The following is a 14,064-nucleotide window of genomic DNA, read 5'->3' on the forward strand; positions in this document are numbered from 1 at the left end:
CTCTTTGGTGTTGATACGACACGAGTGGCGAGTGGCCAAGCAGAGAGCGGATCGTGTCTCACCGAGAGCGGTCCGCTTGCAAGGTCACAACGCGCCCTCATGCAATAAGCTTCAAAAGCTCCTCGCTGGCCGCAGGCTTTGCGATAAAGAATACGCCGCTCTCGAGGTCCTGATGAGAGAGTTTTATGAGGCCAGACGTGACGATTAATTTCGTAGACGGCCATTTTGACCGCACGGTCCTGACGAGACCAAGTCCATCCATCGTTCCCGGCATGTCGATATCAGTGAAAAGCGTGGTGACGGGATTTGTCTTAAGAAGGACCATTGCTTCGTCCGCGTTGGCTGCCTCCAGAACCCTGAACCCAGCCTGCTCGAGAACATCGACGGTCTCAAATCGAATGAAATGTTCGTCCTCGACGACAAGAACGCTGGGACTGCTCGTGCCCCGCGAACGGGACGACAGAACATGGTCCATGACGTCCTGGCCGTCGGTAGACGCGCGCGTCTGCTCCAGGAGATCGCGCTCGAGCACTGCCTGCTCCCAGTGAGCCTGATCTTGCCATAAGGGTTTTCCCGCATGCTCCCACAACGCATAGGCCCGCGCCGCGATCCACTCATTCCGGTTGTCGTTCATGAGAGCCTCCAATGAAAGAACACAATGGGAAAACACCTCCGGTCGCCGGCTTTTCCTCGGGTTCGGTTACGCTTTCGACCGGCTTTCGTACCGGTCGGCTAAGCCGTGCTTGCCATAGGACAGATCGCGTTGCTGTCCTCGGCTCTAAACATTCTTCAATGTGTGACCTTTGCCTGTGGCTCCGGTCACAGGGCGGTGTGCACCTCCCGGTTTCCTAACCGTTGATTGAGTGCAGCCCAACTGCCGGGCTCGCCGGGCGATCATCAGGATATCCTCCGCGCCTTCCTCTTCGTTAGTGCGGCTGTAGCTCTCATGCCAGCTCCTATCCCTACAGTGGGCTCCGACCGGGAAAACGAGCTCGACAGTTTGCAATTGACCGCGCTCTGAAACGACAAATCGGCGCTTCGGTTCCTAGCCGAGACAAAAATTTCGCACGCCCCATTCCTCGGGAACCAATCCGCCGCAGCGACATTAGAATGGCTCTCCTTGAGACGAAGGGGCATGTCGCCAAAATGCGGCAATGATAGGCGGTTTCAAAGCTGGTATCGCTCGGTGTACATCGACCGGGCAAGCCACCACCAGGAGGCAGATTTGAGGGAGCTTGATTTTGGGCCTTCCATCCGTGGTGGCGGGTCGGTTGTCTTTCGGCTATGGGCGCCACTGCAGGACGTCGTCCGATTGGATGTGAAGGCGAGGGATTGCGTCGAGATGGCGCGGCGGGAGGATGGTTGGCACGAATGCGAGGTTGCCGACGTTCTGCCCGGCTCACGCTATTCGTTCATCCTGTCCGACGGACTTGCCGTCCCCGATCCCGCGTCACGTTTTCAGCCGCATGACGTTCATGAGGCAAGCGAGGTGGTCGACCTCACATCCTACCGGTGGACCGCAGACGACTGGCATGGTCGACCATGGGAGGAGATCGTACTTTACGAGCTTCATATCGGAACGTTCACGGAAGAAGGAACATTCCTTGCTGCGATCGATCGGCTCGACCATCTGAGAGAGCTTGGCATTACCGCGATCCAGATCATGCCGGTCAGCGATTTTCCCGGTCGGTGGGGATGGGGCTACGATGGCGTGCTGCCCTATGCTCCAGACAGCAGCTATGGTCGGCCCGAGGAACTACAAAAACTCGTCGATGAAGCTCATCGACGTGGTCTCGCAGTCATTCTCGATGTCGTCTACAACCATTTCGGCCCCGACGGAAATTACCAGGCCGAATACGCGCCGCTGTTTACGGACCACCATCAGACCCCCTGGGGCGACGGCATCAACTATGATGGAGAAAAATCGCGGCCGATCAGGGAGTTCGTGATTCAGAATGCCATCTACTGGATTACACGCTTCAGGCTTGATGGTCTGCGTCTCGACGCTGTCCACGCGATCCAGGATGACTCTGACGGACACATCCTTGCAGAATTGGCGCGCAGGGTCCGATCAGCTGTCGTCGAGCGACACATTCACTTGATCGTGGAAAATGAGAACAATGACAGCGATCTGTTGGTGCGCGACAGCGACGGGCGGGCTTCCATCTTCACCGCGCAATGGAACGACGACATTCATCACGTGCTGCATTCTGCAGCGACCGGCGAAGCGTTCGGTTACTATGCGGATTACGCCGGTGACCCGCAAAAGATCGGCAGGGCGCTCGCAGAAGGCTTTGTCTATCAGGGAGAGTTCATGCCCTTTCACGGGGAACCGAGAGGCAAGTCGGCTTCAGGATTACCTCCAACCGCCTTCATCTCGTTCATTCAAAACCACGATCAGATTGGTAACAGGGCCGGAGGCGACAGGAAAATCGCCTCGCTCCCCGACGATGTTCTCAAGGCTATCGCGGCGATCTATCTGCTTGCTCCTCAAGTCCCGATGCTGTTCATGGGGGAGGAATGGCGGGCTGGTGAGCCATTTCCCTACTTTTGCGACTTCAATGACGATCTGAACGAGAAAGTCACGGTTGGGCGCAGAAACGAGCTTTCGAGACTGCCTGGATTCGATACCAAGGACCTTCCGCATCCGACGGCAGAATCGACCTTCAGGTCTGCAAAGATCGATTGGTCGATGCTTTCCGCGCCATCATCGATCTCGTGGCTCTCTTTCTACAAGCGTCTCCTCAAAGCCAGGCAAGAACATGTCATTCCTCGTCTAAGGAGGATTTCGAAGAGTGGGACCTTCCGGACACTCTCCGACGATGCTCTTTCGGTCGAATGGCGCGTTTCAGATAGTGAGAAACTGAAGCTCCTCTGCAACCTGAATGACAAAAGCGTATTCCTCGGCGACGTGGGGCAGGACCCTACCTTCTTTTCAACCGGATCGCTGACGTCCGGCTTGCTCACGCCCTGGTCCGTCCTCTGGAGCATTGGTCAATGATCGTTCCTACCTCTACCTACCGAATACAGTTTCGCAACGGTATGACGTTTGACCGGGTGGTCAAAGCAGTGCCCTGTCTTCGCGATCTCGGTGTGAGCCATCTCTATGCCTCTCCGATTTTCACCGCGGTGAAAGGCTCGTCTCACGGCTACGATGTCACGAACTGCAACGAGATCGATCCGGATCTTGGCGGGAGACAAGGCTTCGAACGCCTCTCGGAAGCGCTGAAACATGAAGGCATGGGTCTTATCCTCGATGTCGTCCCAAACCACATGGCTGCCTCGGTCGAAAATCCCTGGTGGACGCACGTGCTTAAATTCGGAGGGAGCAGCCGCTACAGCAACTATTTCGATATCGACTGGAGCGAGCGGCTCACTCTTCCCGTTCTCGGCAAAGCTTTCGACCAGGCACTCGCGGACGGAGAGATTGTCCTGCGGCCGGACCAATCGACCAGCGAATGGCACCTCGCCTACTTCGATACTCTCTTGCCGCTCAACCCGGCGAGCGTCACGTCCGTTGCCGACCCGGCTGACCCTCGAGAAATTGCAAACGTTCACAATGCCCAGGCTTGGCGGCTGATCCATTGGAAGGACGCAGCCTCTCATCTCAGCTACCGCCGGTTCTTCGAAGTGACGGGTCTCGTCGGGTTGAGGGTGGAGGAAGATGATGTATTCGACGCGAGCCACGCTTTGATCCTCGACCTCGTACGCTCTCGCCAGGTTCAGGGTCTGCGGCTTGATCATATCGACGGGTTGACCGATCCGACATCTTACCTTCGTCGGCTTCGAAAGAAGATAGGGCCTGATGTCTTTCTCGTGGTGGAAAAAATCCTCGGGAAGGCTGAGACCCTGCCGTTTGACTGGCCAGTTCAGGGAACGACCGGCTACGAATTCATCACGGCTCTTTCAAATCTCTTCATTGAACCTGAGGGAGCGGGCGCGATTGGCGAGAGCTATGCCAGCATTGCCGGCGCATCGTCAAACTACAGGCAGGGTTTGCGCGAGGCCAAAAGCCTAATGGTGGAACAGAATTTCAGGGGTGAGACGCGGCGATTGATAAGGCTCGCCAGGAGTTCGCGCACTGATCTGTCGGAAGACGAAATTGGAAAGGCTATCAAGGAAATCCTGGTGGCTTTCCCGGTCTACCGCACATACGGACAACAGGGTGCGCTCGACCAACAGGATGCGGCCGTTCTCCAAAGGGTGCTCGTCGAAGCCGCCCAACATCTGGAACACCACGATGCCCTGGATTGGATAGGATCCGTACTCCTCGACGGGAGCCAACCGGAGTTTCGTGCCCGTCTTCAGCAGTTGAGCGGGCCCATCATGGCCAAGGCTGTCGAGGACACTTTATTCTACAGGTTCAACCGGCTTCTCGCCGCCAATGAGGTGGGCGGTGATCCGGGTTCCGATCCAGGAGGGATCGAGGCGTTTCATGAGCTGATGATGGAGAGGCAAAAGCGCCAACCGACAGGATTGTCGGCGACCTCCACCCACGATACCAAAAGAGGCGAGGATGCCCGCGCTCTGTTGTATACTCTGAGCGAAGACCCGGATGACTGGACGGCAGCTGTCGCGCGCTGGCGTAGCTTGAACGCAAGATACCTGACCGATCTATCCGGCAGGACCGTGCCGGAGCCTGATGTCGAGTGGATGCTTTATCAGGCTTTAGCCGGTATGTGGCCAGGCAATGGCCCCGATGCGGAGAACACTACGCGGCGATTTACCGAATACGTTGAGAAGGCGGTCCGGGAGGCGAAGCTCGCCACAAGCTGGACCAATGTGGACGAAGCATATGAAAACGCCGTCAAGGCTTACGCCGCCGCCCTGGTATCGACTGAAAATGCATCCTTCCGGCGGGACCTCATCGAGACAATCGGTCCGTTTGTCGCGGCCGGCGCCGTGAATTCCTTGTCCCAAACACTTATAAAGCTCACCGCGCCCGGGATCCCCGACATCTACCAGGGGAGCGAGGCATCCGACTTCAGCCTGGTCGATCCTGACAACAGGCGCCGCGTCGACTTTGAACGACTTTCCCGAACCGCTCGTGGGGGTCGCGAAGAGCGCGGCGACGATTTTCAACGTCGAAAGCACCAGATGATCAGGACGGTCTTGCATTTGCGACGAAACCATCCGGATCTCTTTGAGGAGGGCTCCTATCTGCCGATTTTGGCAAAGGGTCGTCGTGAGCGAAATGTTGTCGCTTATGCGCGGTGTCTAGGCAGTCTCACGCTCATCGTCGTCGCATCCCGTATAATGCTTGGCGATATCACGACGGGGACATTCAGCGCTGGTGCCGGCTTCTGGGAAAACACGGTTCTTGAATCCCCCTCTATCAACGGTCCGTTCACTGAACTCTTGACCGGACGAGAAGTCCACCAGGACAGTCTTGGCCTTGGGGAATTGCTCGGCCATGAGCCTGTAGCCCTCCTGATGACGCGACGTTGACCGCCGGTGGAATAGAGAGGTGGAAACATGGCTTCGGCGGCGCGTACCGAAAGTCAGTCGCTATGCATTGCAAACATGGCTGGGACCACTCCTTAGCGCTGCACATTCTCAGCTGGAATCACTACATAGAGATAATCAAAGCGAACGAAGCGCCACGGTCTGGCAGCTGAGCTTTGAAAGCCCAGGAAAGGCGATTTATCATGAACGTAGCACGCACTTTCAACAATTGGCGCAAGTACCGACAGACGGTCTCCGAGCTTGGCCGTATGAGCAATCGTGAACTCCATGATCTCGGTATCGATCGCGCGGATATTCTTAGCGTCGCGAAGGCAGCTTCGGCTCGTTAATCGTCGCCGTCCAGGCATGGAAATTCCTGAGCGCTCGTCACATGTGACGGGCGCTTTTTCGTGCCTGCATCGGCAGGAGAAGCCATTGCACACGCGCATGGCGTCTGGTTTGGACCTTTATTTCCTGCCTACGTGTGAGGCAGTTTTCGGCGGCTTTGCGCTTAGATCGACGAGTTTTTTCTTGTGCCGCTTGGAGAGCAGTCATCATCGCCTAGTTAAACTGGCGAAAGGTCTATCGATGGCGGCGTGCCGCGGGAGAAGTGTCGAAGACGATAAAACGGGACCCGCCAATGTCGCTCAAGTTGTCCAAATCTTTTTCACGATTCCTGAAAAACCAAAAGAAAGTTCGGCGTCTCATCGAGACGTCGTTTCTGCGCATTCCCAAGCAGAAGTTTGGACGTCGTCGCAGGGTCGTCATCCCGAAGCCCGCTCTGGGCGAAGTTGCGGATTTCGGCTCGAACCCCGGCCGTCTGAGGATGAAGATCTTCGTGCCCAAAAGGGTTCCTCCGAGGCCGGCGCTCGTTCTATTCCTACACGGCTGCAGGCAAACACCTGAGAGCTTCGATCTTGCGAGTGGGTTTTCAAAACTGGCAGCTCAGCGCGGATTTATTCTTCTTTATCCCGAGCAGAGAGAAGCCAACAACTCACAGCGCTGTTTCAACTGGTTTCGGCCAAGCGCCATCGCCCGTGACCGAGGCGAGCTAATGTCGATCAAGCAAATGATCAATCATGCTTGCAGACAACACCACGTCGATCGCAGCCGCGTGTATGTAGCGGGGCTTTCCGCAGGTGGCGCGATGACCTCGGCTCTCCTCGTCACCTACCCCGATCTGTTTGCTGGCGGTGCGATCTTTGCTGGCATGCCCTATGGCGCGGCGCGGGATGCAATCTCGGCACTTCGTGTGATGAAATCCGGTCCTACTCGCTCGCCGCGCGAATGGGGCGATCTTGTTCGGACGGCCTCACCGGAGCGGAAGAGATGGCCGACCATATCCATCTGGCAGGGAAGCGGCGATCGCACGGTCCATCCCGACAACGCCATCGCAGCCACCTCTCAATGGCTCGATGTCGCTGGTATCGACACGGCAACGGCGAAGCAATTGCATAAGCCTTGGGGGAACCTAGTGCGTTGGGATGGGTTCCAAAAGGCGCAAGTGTCGGTCTACACACTCCGAGGTTTCGGACACGGGTTGCCGGTCAAACAGAATCTCAAGTCAGATCCATTCGTCATCGAAGCTGGAATTTCGGCTCCGCTCGAACTTTTGAGACTTTGGGGTCTGCGAAGGTAAGCTTCCCAAGAAAATCCTCAGGGAATTCAACCCGCCGCAGGCCTCTGGAGCGTTGACCCACTACTTCCAGCCAGATCGTCCGCAGCCTTGCGAGGAGAAGGCAATCGGTTCCCGGATTCTGGCGTTGCTCGGCCGGGGAGGAGCATCGTTCACATTTCGGTGTTGCCACTGGCATGTCTGTAACAAAGACAGATCTTCTTCCGTATCTGATACCGAAACCGCACGCCCGCGGACCGCTGGCCGGGAATCGAGGAGGAAATGGCGATGTCGAGCAGGCGTGAAATTTTGCTGGGCGCAGCTCTTGGCGCCCTGGGGATTTGCTTCAGCAGACAACCCGCGATCGCTCGTGAAGTCTTTGCGGTATCGCATACCGATGCTGAATGGAAGACGCTGCTCACCCCCGATCAATACGCGGTCCTCAGAAGAGAAGGCACAGAGCGTCCTTTCTCGAGTTCGTTGCTGAAGGAGCATGGAAGGGGCAGCTTCGCCTGCGCTGGGTGCGACCAGAATGCCTTCTCTTCCACCACGAAATTTGACAGCGGTACAGGGTGGCCGAGCTTCTGGGCGCCGTTGGATGGCGCTGTCGGAACCTCCAAAGATGCGTCACTTGGAATGGTGCGCACCGAAGTCCATTGCAGCCGTTGCGGCGGCCATCTGGGCCATGTCTTTGATGACGGTCCAAAGCCGACAGGGCTTCGATATTGTCTTAACGGCGTCGCCATGAAATTCCACCCGCTCTCGGCCTAAAGATCAGGTACATTTGCATGACGCTGTCTCTGCTTGCGCACCTTGGCGGCCTACTGACCAGTCATTCGGACGGTCTGACAGGTCCTGGATTTCGTCTTCCCCCGTAGGCCAGCGGAACGGTGACGGCCCAGCGTTTCTACCAGCTTGTATGCGAGGGGGACCGATCGGCGACCGTAAGTTCCCAATCACGTTCCGGCACCTTGGGGCCCAGACCCCTGGGTCCACATCAGGCAAAAGGAGATCGAGATGAGGTGTAAACGCAGTCTTTTGACGAAAATGCCAACCTTGGCAATGGCCTTGGCGGCCGCGGTCATGTTCCAAACTGCGGGCAGCGCCGCCGAGGAGCCGCATGTCATCCCGGCGCCGATTCAGGATATGCCGTCAGGAGCAGGGCTTGAAACTGCCGTCCTTGCCGGCGGCTGCTTCTGGGGTGTGCAGGGGGTCTTCCAACATGTTGATGGCGTCGTCAGCGCAACATCTGGCTACACTGGAGGCGGCAAGACGACGGCTCAATACGAAGCGGTCGGCACTGGCACGACGGGCCACGCCGAGTCGGTTCAGGTCGTCTTCGACCCGAGGAAGGTGAGCTACGGCCATCTGCTCCAGATCTATTTTTCAGTCGCACATGATCCCACGGAGCTCAATCGGCAAGGCCCTGACACCGGGACCCAATACCGCTCGGCAATTTTTCCTATGAACGACATGCAGGCCAAGGTTGCAAATGCCTATATCGGCCAATTAAAGCAGGCGCGGGTCTACGACGCGGCGATCGTTACGAAAATAGAACCTGGCAAGACGTTCTACCCAGCAGAAGGTTATCATCAGAACTTTTTGACGAACAACCCGACATATCCCTATATCGTGATCAACGACCTGCCGAAGATCAAAAACCTGAGGCGGCTGTTCCCCAAGGACTACAGATCGGAAGCGGTGCTGGTCTCTGCGGTCCGGTGAACGCGTAATTGAAAGGCAATCGTCCAGCTTACGGGATCGGTTACTCGATCCCAGTCCTCCGAACCGCGGACCCAAGTGGTGATCAACGCATTTGTTGGTGGACGTGACGGTTCGGTCATCCGAATGCTTGTCATCGGACGAAAAGGCGGCCGGTACGATAGATCTCATTTTGCAGGGGGAACGGATGGCACTCTCCTTCGCCCGCAAATTCGAACACCACGCCTTCGCCAACAATAAACCGGTCGTTGGTATCGGTCGGGGCATCAAAGCAAACGCCCTCTCCGCGGCGCGATGTATTCCATGCCGTACCGTTCCCCCTGGGAGGGGCCGATAGCGCTTATCAACGCAGGGCAGTAGGGCTCAGGAGCAGGTCGAAGCGTCAGGCAAATGCCTGACGCCACAGGAGCGCCCATTGCCGCGAAGGCTGCGCGGATCGCTGCCCTGGCAGTACGTCATGCAGAACTCGGACAAACCGCTCAATCCTGAGGGTAGCGTGGTTCCGTTTCGAAACGCTGCTGACCTACAACCTTGCCTTCCTCGGCAGAAGCGTCGTGAAGGTCGATCCAGGATAACACCTCTGTGACCTGCGCAATGCGGGTCAACAGACGAGGGAAACCGCGAAAACCAAGCAAAGTTCCTATGGCTCTTTTTGCGGACACGAACACAACGCCGACGTCAATGGGCTGTCAACCTCCTGCGGGCCGGACACGGCCATCGACGACAGCCGAGAAATCCGGCAGGTGCCGATAACATCAAAGAGCGGTCTAGCCCCCGAAATTCCCCTCCTCTAGGATGCTTCAGGGGTGGACTTCAGGCCCGTGTCAGCAATCATCTTCAAAAGGCGCGTTTGCGTCGGAGAGATGAAGTTGAGGAAAAAGCCTGGAAACCTAAGCGCGCTTCGGCCCGCTATCGGCAGTATTCCCCTGTGCATTCTTGTGAGCTGTTATATTCTTGCCTTCTGCAACGACACATTTTGGCATAAAGCCGCCGACTATCTCGGAAGCGGGACTGGACCGCTGTGGACGCTCGTTCTTGCAATGGTTGCTCTGTACGTTGCCGCGGCCACGCCCTTTTCCACTAAGTATATCATAAAGCCGTTCTTGATCTTCCTCGTCATCGTTGCTGCCGTCGCGAGCCATTTTACAGACAGCTTCGGGGTGGTCATCGACAGCGATATGATTCGCAATGCGATTGAGACCACGCCAGCCGAAGCACAACACTTGGTCACCCGGGACCTCGCAGTGCACCTCGCGATTTTCGGTATTCTGCCGTCCTTGCTCATAGCCTGGACGAAAGTCGATCACCGACCATTCGTCAGCAAGGTCGTGTGGAATTCGGCCACGATCGTAATTTCCCTCGCAATTGTCGCGGTTTGCGGCATCACCTATTCTAAAGAGTATACTGCCGCTGTCCGAGAACGCCGAGACATCACCAAAAGCCTCAATCCCATCACACCTGTTGTAAGTACGGCTCGCTATTTCCTCAGCGCGGGAAGGGAAGCTTCCATTGTCGTTCAGCCGGTTGGTACCGACGCTTCTGTGAGGGCATCTGCAGGCCAAATGAACAAGCCGCGAGTGACAATTATCGTTGCTGGCGAGACCGCCCGTGCCGAGAGCTTCTCGCTCGGCGGTTATCGCCGAGAGACCAACCCGCAGCTTAAAGCTCGAAACGTCGTCTATTTCACGAATACAACAAGCTGTGGCACGGCTACCGCAACGTCAATTCCCTGCATGTTCTCGCGGTTCACGCGCGAGGAATTCACTCACGCAAAGGCCCGCGCCAACGAAAACCTCTTAGACGTGTTGGCCCATGCTGGAGTCGATGTTGCGTGGTTCGACAACAACACCGGCAGCAAGGGTGTTGCGGACCGGATCCTATACGTTGACCTGGCGAATTCAAAGGACCCGCGGTTCTGCCAGCAAGGGGAATGCCTGGATGGCATGTTGCTGGAAAAGCTTGACGACTGGCTGGACCACGTCAAGGGCGACAGCGTCCTTGTGCTCCACCAGTTGGGTAGTCACGGCCCCGCTTACTATCTTCGATACCCTGAACATATGGGCAAGTTTTTTCCGGACTGTCGAACGTCGGAGCTAGGACGGTGCTCGGCAGGGGAGGTCACCAACGCTTACGACAATTCGATCCTCTATACCGACTACTTCCTGTCGGCCGTCATCGATCACCTCAAGGCCAGGTCCAGCCACATGGCAGCCGGCCTCATCTATATGTCAGATCACGGAGAGTCCCTGGGCGAGAAGGGGTTGTATTTACACGGTACGCCGTATCTTTTTGCTCCATCGCAGCAGACGCACGTGCCTTTTCTTACGTGGTTTGACGACGACTTCACGCAATCGATGAACCTGGACACCGCCTGTCTTCGCCAGTCGGCAACCGGTCCAACCTCCCACGACAACCTCTTTCACAGTGTGCTCGGCATGATGAATGTCCGGACGTCTGTTTACCAGCCGGAGCTGGATGTATTTTCGAAGTGCAGGCCTGGAAATTCTTGATGGCCAAAACCGCCCACGGCCCCCGCAGGACAGGGAGCCCTATCCTGTGAACGTTCTTGTCGTTGAAGACACTGTCGAGATCGGTGATGCGGTAACAGCCCATATGCTTGATGAGGGGCACAGTGTCGATTGGTGCAGGAACTTGAAGGAAGCCTTCGGTTGGTTGGGCGGAACCAATTACGATCTGGTGCTGCTCGATCTGCGTCTGCCGGATGGGAATGGCCTGTCCCTCCTGCGCGACATTCGCGCGGCAAATAATTCGGTTTCGGTTATAATCATGACTGCGCAGGACCAATTCAGTGATCGACTAGCAGGGATAAAGGGAGGGGCGGATGACTTTCTCATTAAGCCGTTCAGTTTGAGTGAGCTTTCAGCAAGAATGAAGCTCATCCGACGATGAGGACTTGGTAGGTTCCGGCGGTCGGGTTCAGGTTAATGTCAGGAATATATGGCCAAATCGCTATGCGCGTGTGTGCTTCGGGGAATAAGAAGCCGCCATCCACATTGATGTGTAATGGAGCGGATATGAGCGATCAGTCGAACAGACTTATCCTGCATACGAATTTGCGTGACGAAGTTTTTGCCGACGAACGTGACGCGGTTGCAGACTTTTCATTCAACTCCACCGTCGCAAATGTTTTCGATGACATGGTCAGTCGATCGGTCCCGTTCTACGGCGAGATGCAGCGAATGGTCTGCGAGCTGGCAAGGGATTTCGCACAACCTCAGTCTAATCTCTACGACATCGGCTGCTCGACAGCCACAACCCTGCTTGCGCTGGATCCCTTCATCGACAATCACGTGGATTTTGTCGGAATCGACAATGCCCCGGAAATGCTAAAGAAGGCCGCCGAAGATTGAAGCGTCGGGAACAAACCGCTCGATTGATCTGGTCACAGGCGATCTTCATCGCGGCTTCTCGGTTGCAAATGCGAGCGTCGTTACCATGCTCCTGACGCTGCAATTTGTGCGACCGCTGTTTCGCGAACGGGTTATGAAGACGATCTACGACGGTTTGAACGAACATGGCTGTCTGCTGCTCATCGAAAAGCTGACCAGCGAGGACACGACATTCAACCGGCTCTTCATCGACCACTACTACGACTTCAAGCGACGCAACGGATACTCGTCGATCGAGATCTCGAAAAAACGGGAAGCGTTGGAGAACGTCCTCATTCCTTACCGATTGGAAGAGAATGTCCAGCTGTTGCGGGAGGTCGGATACAAGAGCACGGAAGTGTTTTTCCGTTGGTATAATTTCTGCGGCATTGTCGCGATCAAGTGAGACCGGCCACTATGAAGACCCTAATGCTGAAGATCGGAACGTTCTTCTTCAAGTATCGAAACCAGGCATTTCCGCTGATCATTGCTGCCCTGTTCATCTCCACGCCGCCGACCACAACGGTGTTGGGCAGTGAAGCGCTTGAGGCGTGGAAGAACAGTCTCGCACTTCTCGTCATACTCATCGGCTTGCTGTTGCGTGCAACAGTTATCGGTTACGCATATATCAAGCGCGGTGGTCTGAACAAGCGCGTCTACGCCAATGATCTGGTCACGGAAGGTATGTTCGGGGTCTGCCGCAATCCCCTGTATGTCGGAAACATGCTCGTTTACTCGGGACTTTTCCTATTCCATGGAAGCCCGATGGTTGTGGTCGTAGGATGCCTGTTATTCGCCTTTATCTACCAGTGCATCATCTATGCCGAAGAGGAGTTTCTCGCCAACAAGTTCGGCGAGGGGTATAGCGCCTACTGCCGGGACGTCCCGAGATGGGGTCTCAAGCTTAGCGCGTTTTCGTCCTCCACAGAGGGGATGGCGTTTAACTGGAAACGAGTGATCGCGAAGGACTATTCAACAATGTCGTCGACGCTTATCGCGGTCTTGGTAACGGAGTTTTATCGCGTCGCTGCGGACTCCGTTGCCGACCAGGACTCTTCATACGCGATTGTGCTGGCCGCGCTTCTCGGGATCGTTGTTGCCCTTACTGGTCTCGTTAGCTCCCTCAAGAAGCGTGGGGTCTTCGACAAGATGACCACTGCCCATTGACGGACGAAGCCAAATTGGGCTCCCATCGATATTGAGTGCACGCCGGGAGACCGATACGTCGCCGCGGCACCTCGTGCGTCCCTTCCACTAGCTCGATGTTCAAGAACTTCTTCAAGATCCTCCCAGCTCTCGTCCATCGCATGCTGCTGAGAGACCTGAGATGCCAACGTGTCCGAAGTAGAACTCGAGATGTCTTCGAGCGACTTTACCAAGTCACGGGTACGGAGACGGCAGCGGTCTGGGCCTGGCCATTGTGCGGGAAGTCGTAGAGGGGTGGGTGGTTCTGTTTGTCTGGGTGCCGCAACCGTTGGCGGCCTTCTTGGTCACAGTTCAGTTGCGAATTCGGAAACTTCTGTAGGCAAGCGTTGAAAATAAAAACGGGAACAGAGCCTCACCGCGCCATACGACACTGTACGATAACGTACAAAATACTCGTTCATCTTGCTCTCGGACCAAAGTCCAGTTGCCGCGGGAATTCTCCGACCTAATCTCTATCTGATTCTTCCGTCCGGGGGAAGGATATGGAGGCCACAAGGTGTCGCGGAAACCCCCTTGTGGCCTCCCATTACCTCTGAAAAAACAGAGCGCGCCGTACTGGCACAGCCGCCCGTCACGAGAGATGCACGGGAGCGGGAATCACTGGGCGGTTCAGCCGATCGCAAGCTTGTTTCGCGCATCGCCTGGCCGATGTGTCGTGTCTACGATCTTGCAATTGATATGGAATTT

12 protein-coding genes are annotated in these 14,064 nt (G+C 56.2%); 11 read left to right on the forward strand and 1 reads right to left on the reverse strand.

The window, feature by feature from the left end; translation table 11 throughout:
- Positions 1-97: 97 nt before the first annotated feature.
- Complete coding sequence (locus tag RGCCGE502_RS18335; protein ID WP_016555680.1) at positions 98-634, reverse strand: response regulator; 537 nt, start codon at positions 632-634, stop codon at positions 98-100.
- 591 nt (positions 635-1,225) lie between these two features.
- Between RGCCGE502_RS18335 and treZ the strand changes: the two genes are divergently transcribed.
- The 11 genes from treZ (at position 1,226) to RGCCGE502_RS18380 (ending at position 13,338) form a co-directional block, all read left to right on the forward strand.
- Entirely contained in the window at positions 1,226-3,001 is a 1,776-nt protein-coding gene (gene treZ / locus RGCCGE502_RS18340) for a malto-oligosyltrehalose trehalohydrolase (protein ID WP_016555681.1), read from the forward strand.
- The gene (gene treY / locus RGCCGE502_RS18345; protein ID WP_016555682.1) at positions 2,998-5,448 is read left to right on the forward strand and encodes a malto-oligosyltrehalose synthase; all 2,451 of its coding nucleotides are present in this window, start codon (positions 2,998-3,000) and stop codon (positions 5,446-5,448) included. Before treZ ends, treY begins: the two co-directional genes overlap by 4 nt.
- Before the next feature lie 200 nt (positions 5,449-5,648).
- The gene (locus RGCCGE502_RS34980; protein ID WP_016555683.1) at positions 5,649-5,795 is read left to right on the forward strand and encodes a DUF1127 domain-containing protein; all 147 of its coding nucleotides are present in this window, start codon (positions 5,649-5,651) and stop codon (positions 5,793-5,795) included.
- Positions 5,796-6,085: 290 nt separating this feature from the next.
- Positions 6,086-7,084, forward strand: a complete 999-nt coding sequence (locus RGCCGE502_RS18350) for an extracellular catalytic domain type 1 short-chain-length polyhydroxyalkanoate depolymerase (protein WP_016555684.1) — start codon at positions 6,086-6,088, stop codon at positions 7,082-7,084.
- A gap of 264 nt (positions 7,085-7,348) precedes the next feature.
- On the forward strand, positions 7,349-7,831 hold the full coding sequence (gene msrB, locus RGCCGE502_RS18355; RefSeq protein WP_019280126.1) for a peptide-methionine (R)-S-oxide reductase MsrB: 483 nt from the start codon (positions 7,349-7,351) through the stop codon (positions 7,829-7,831).
- A 291-nt stretch (positions 7,832-8,122) separates the two neighbouring features.
- A complete protein-coding gene (gene msrA, locus RGCCGE502_RS18360) occupies positions 8,123-8,785 on the forward strand; it encodes a peptide-methionine (S)-S-oxide reductase MsrA (protein ID WP_016555686.1) in 663 nt (220 codons plus the stop codon).
- Positions 8,786-9,645: 860 nt separating this feature from the next.
- Positions 9,646-11,292 carry a phosphoethanolamine transferase gene (locus RGCCGE502_RS18365; RefSeq protein WP_019280128.1) on the forward strand — a complete coding sequence of 549 codons (1,647 nt, stop codon included), beginning with the start codon at positions 9,646-9,648 and terminating at the stop codon, positions 11,290-11,292.
- Between the two features lie 46 nt (positions 11,293-11,338).
- Positions 11,339-11,692: a response regulator gene (locus RGCCGE502_RS18370; RefSeq protein ID WP_016555688.1), complete on the forward strand. Its 354-nt coding sequence runs from the start codon at positions 11,339-11,341 to the stop codon at positions 11,690-11,692.
- Between the two features lie 125 nt (positions 11,693-11,817).
- The gene (locus RGCCGE502_RS38035; protein WP_244441739.1) at positions 11,818-12,153 is read left to right on the forward strand and encodes a class I SAM-dependent methyltransferase; all 336 of its coding nucleotides are present in this window, start codon (positions 11,818-11,820) and stop codon (positions 12,151-12,153) included.
- Positions 12,154-12,286: 133 nt separating this feature from the next.
- A complete protein-coding gene (locus RGCCGE502_RS38040; protein ID WP_244441740.1) occupies positions 12,287-12,577 on the forward strand; it encodes a class I SAM-dependent methyltransferase in 291 nt (96 codons plus the stop codon).
- A gap of 11 nt (positions 12,578-12,588) precedes the next feature.
- A complete protein-coding gene (locus RGCCGE502_RS18380) occupies positions 12,589-13,338 on the forward strand; it encodes a methyltransferase family protein (protein WP_051158704.1) in 750 nt (249 codons plus the stop codon).
- The last annotated feature ends 726 nt before the right edge of the window (positions 13,339-14,064 follow it).

The sequence above is a fragment of the Rhizobium grahamii CCGE 502 genome, assembly GCF_000298315.2.
In the GTDB taxonomy this organism is placed as follows: domain Bacteria; phylum Pseudomonadota; class Alphaproteobacteria; order Rhizobiales; family Rhizobiaceae; genus Rhizobium; species Rhizobium grahamii.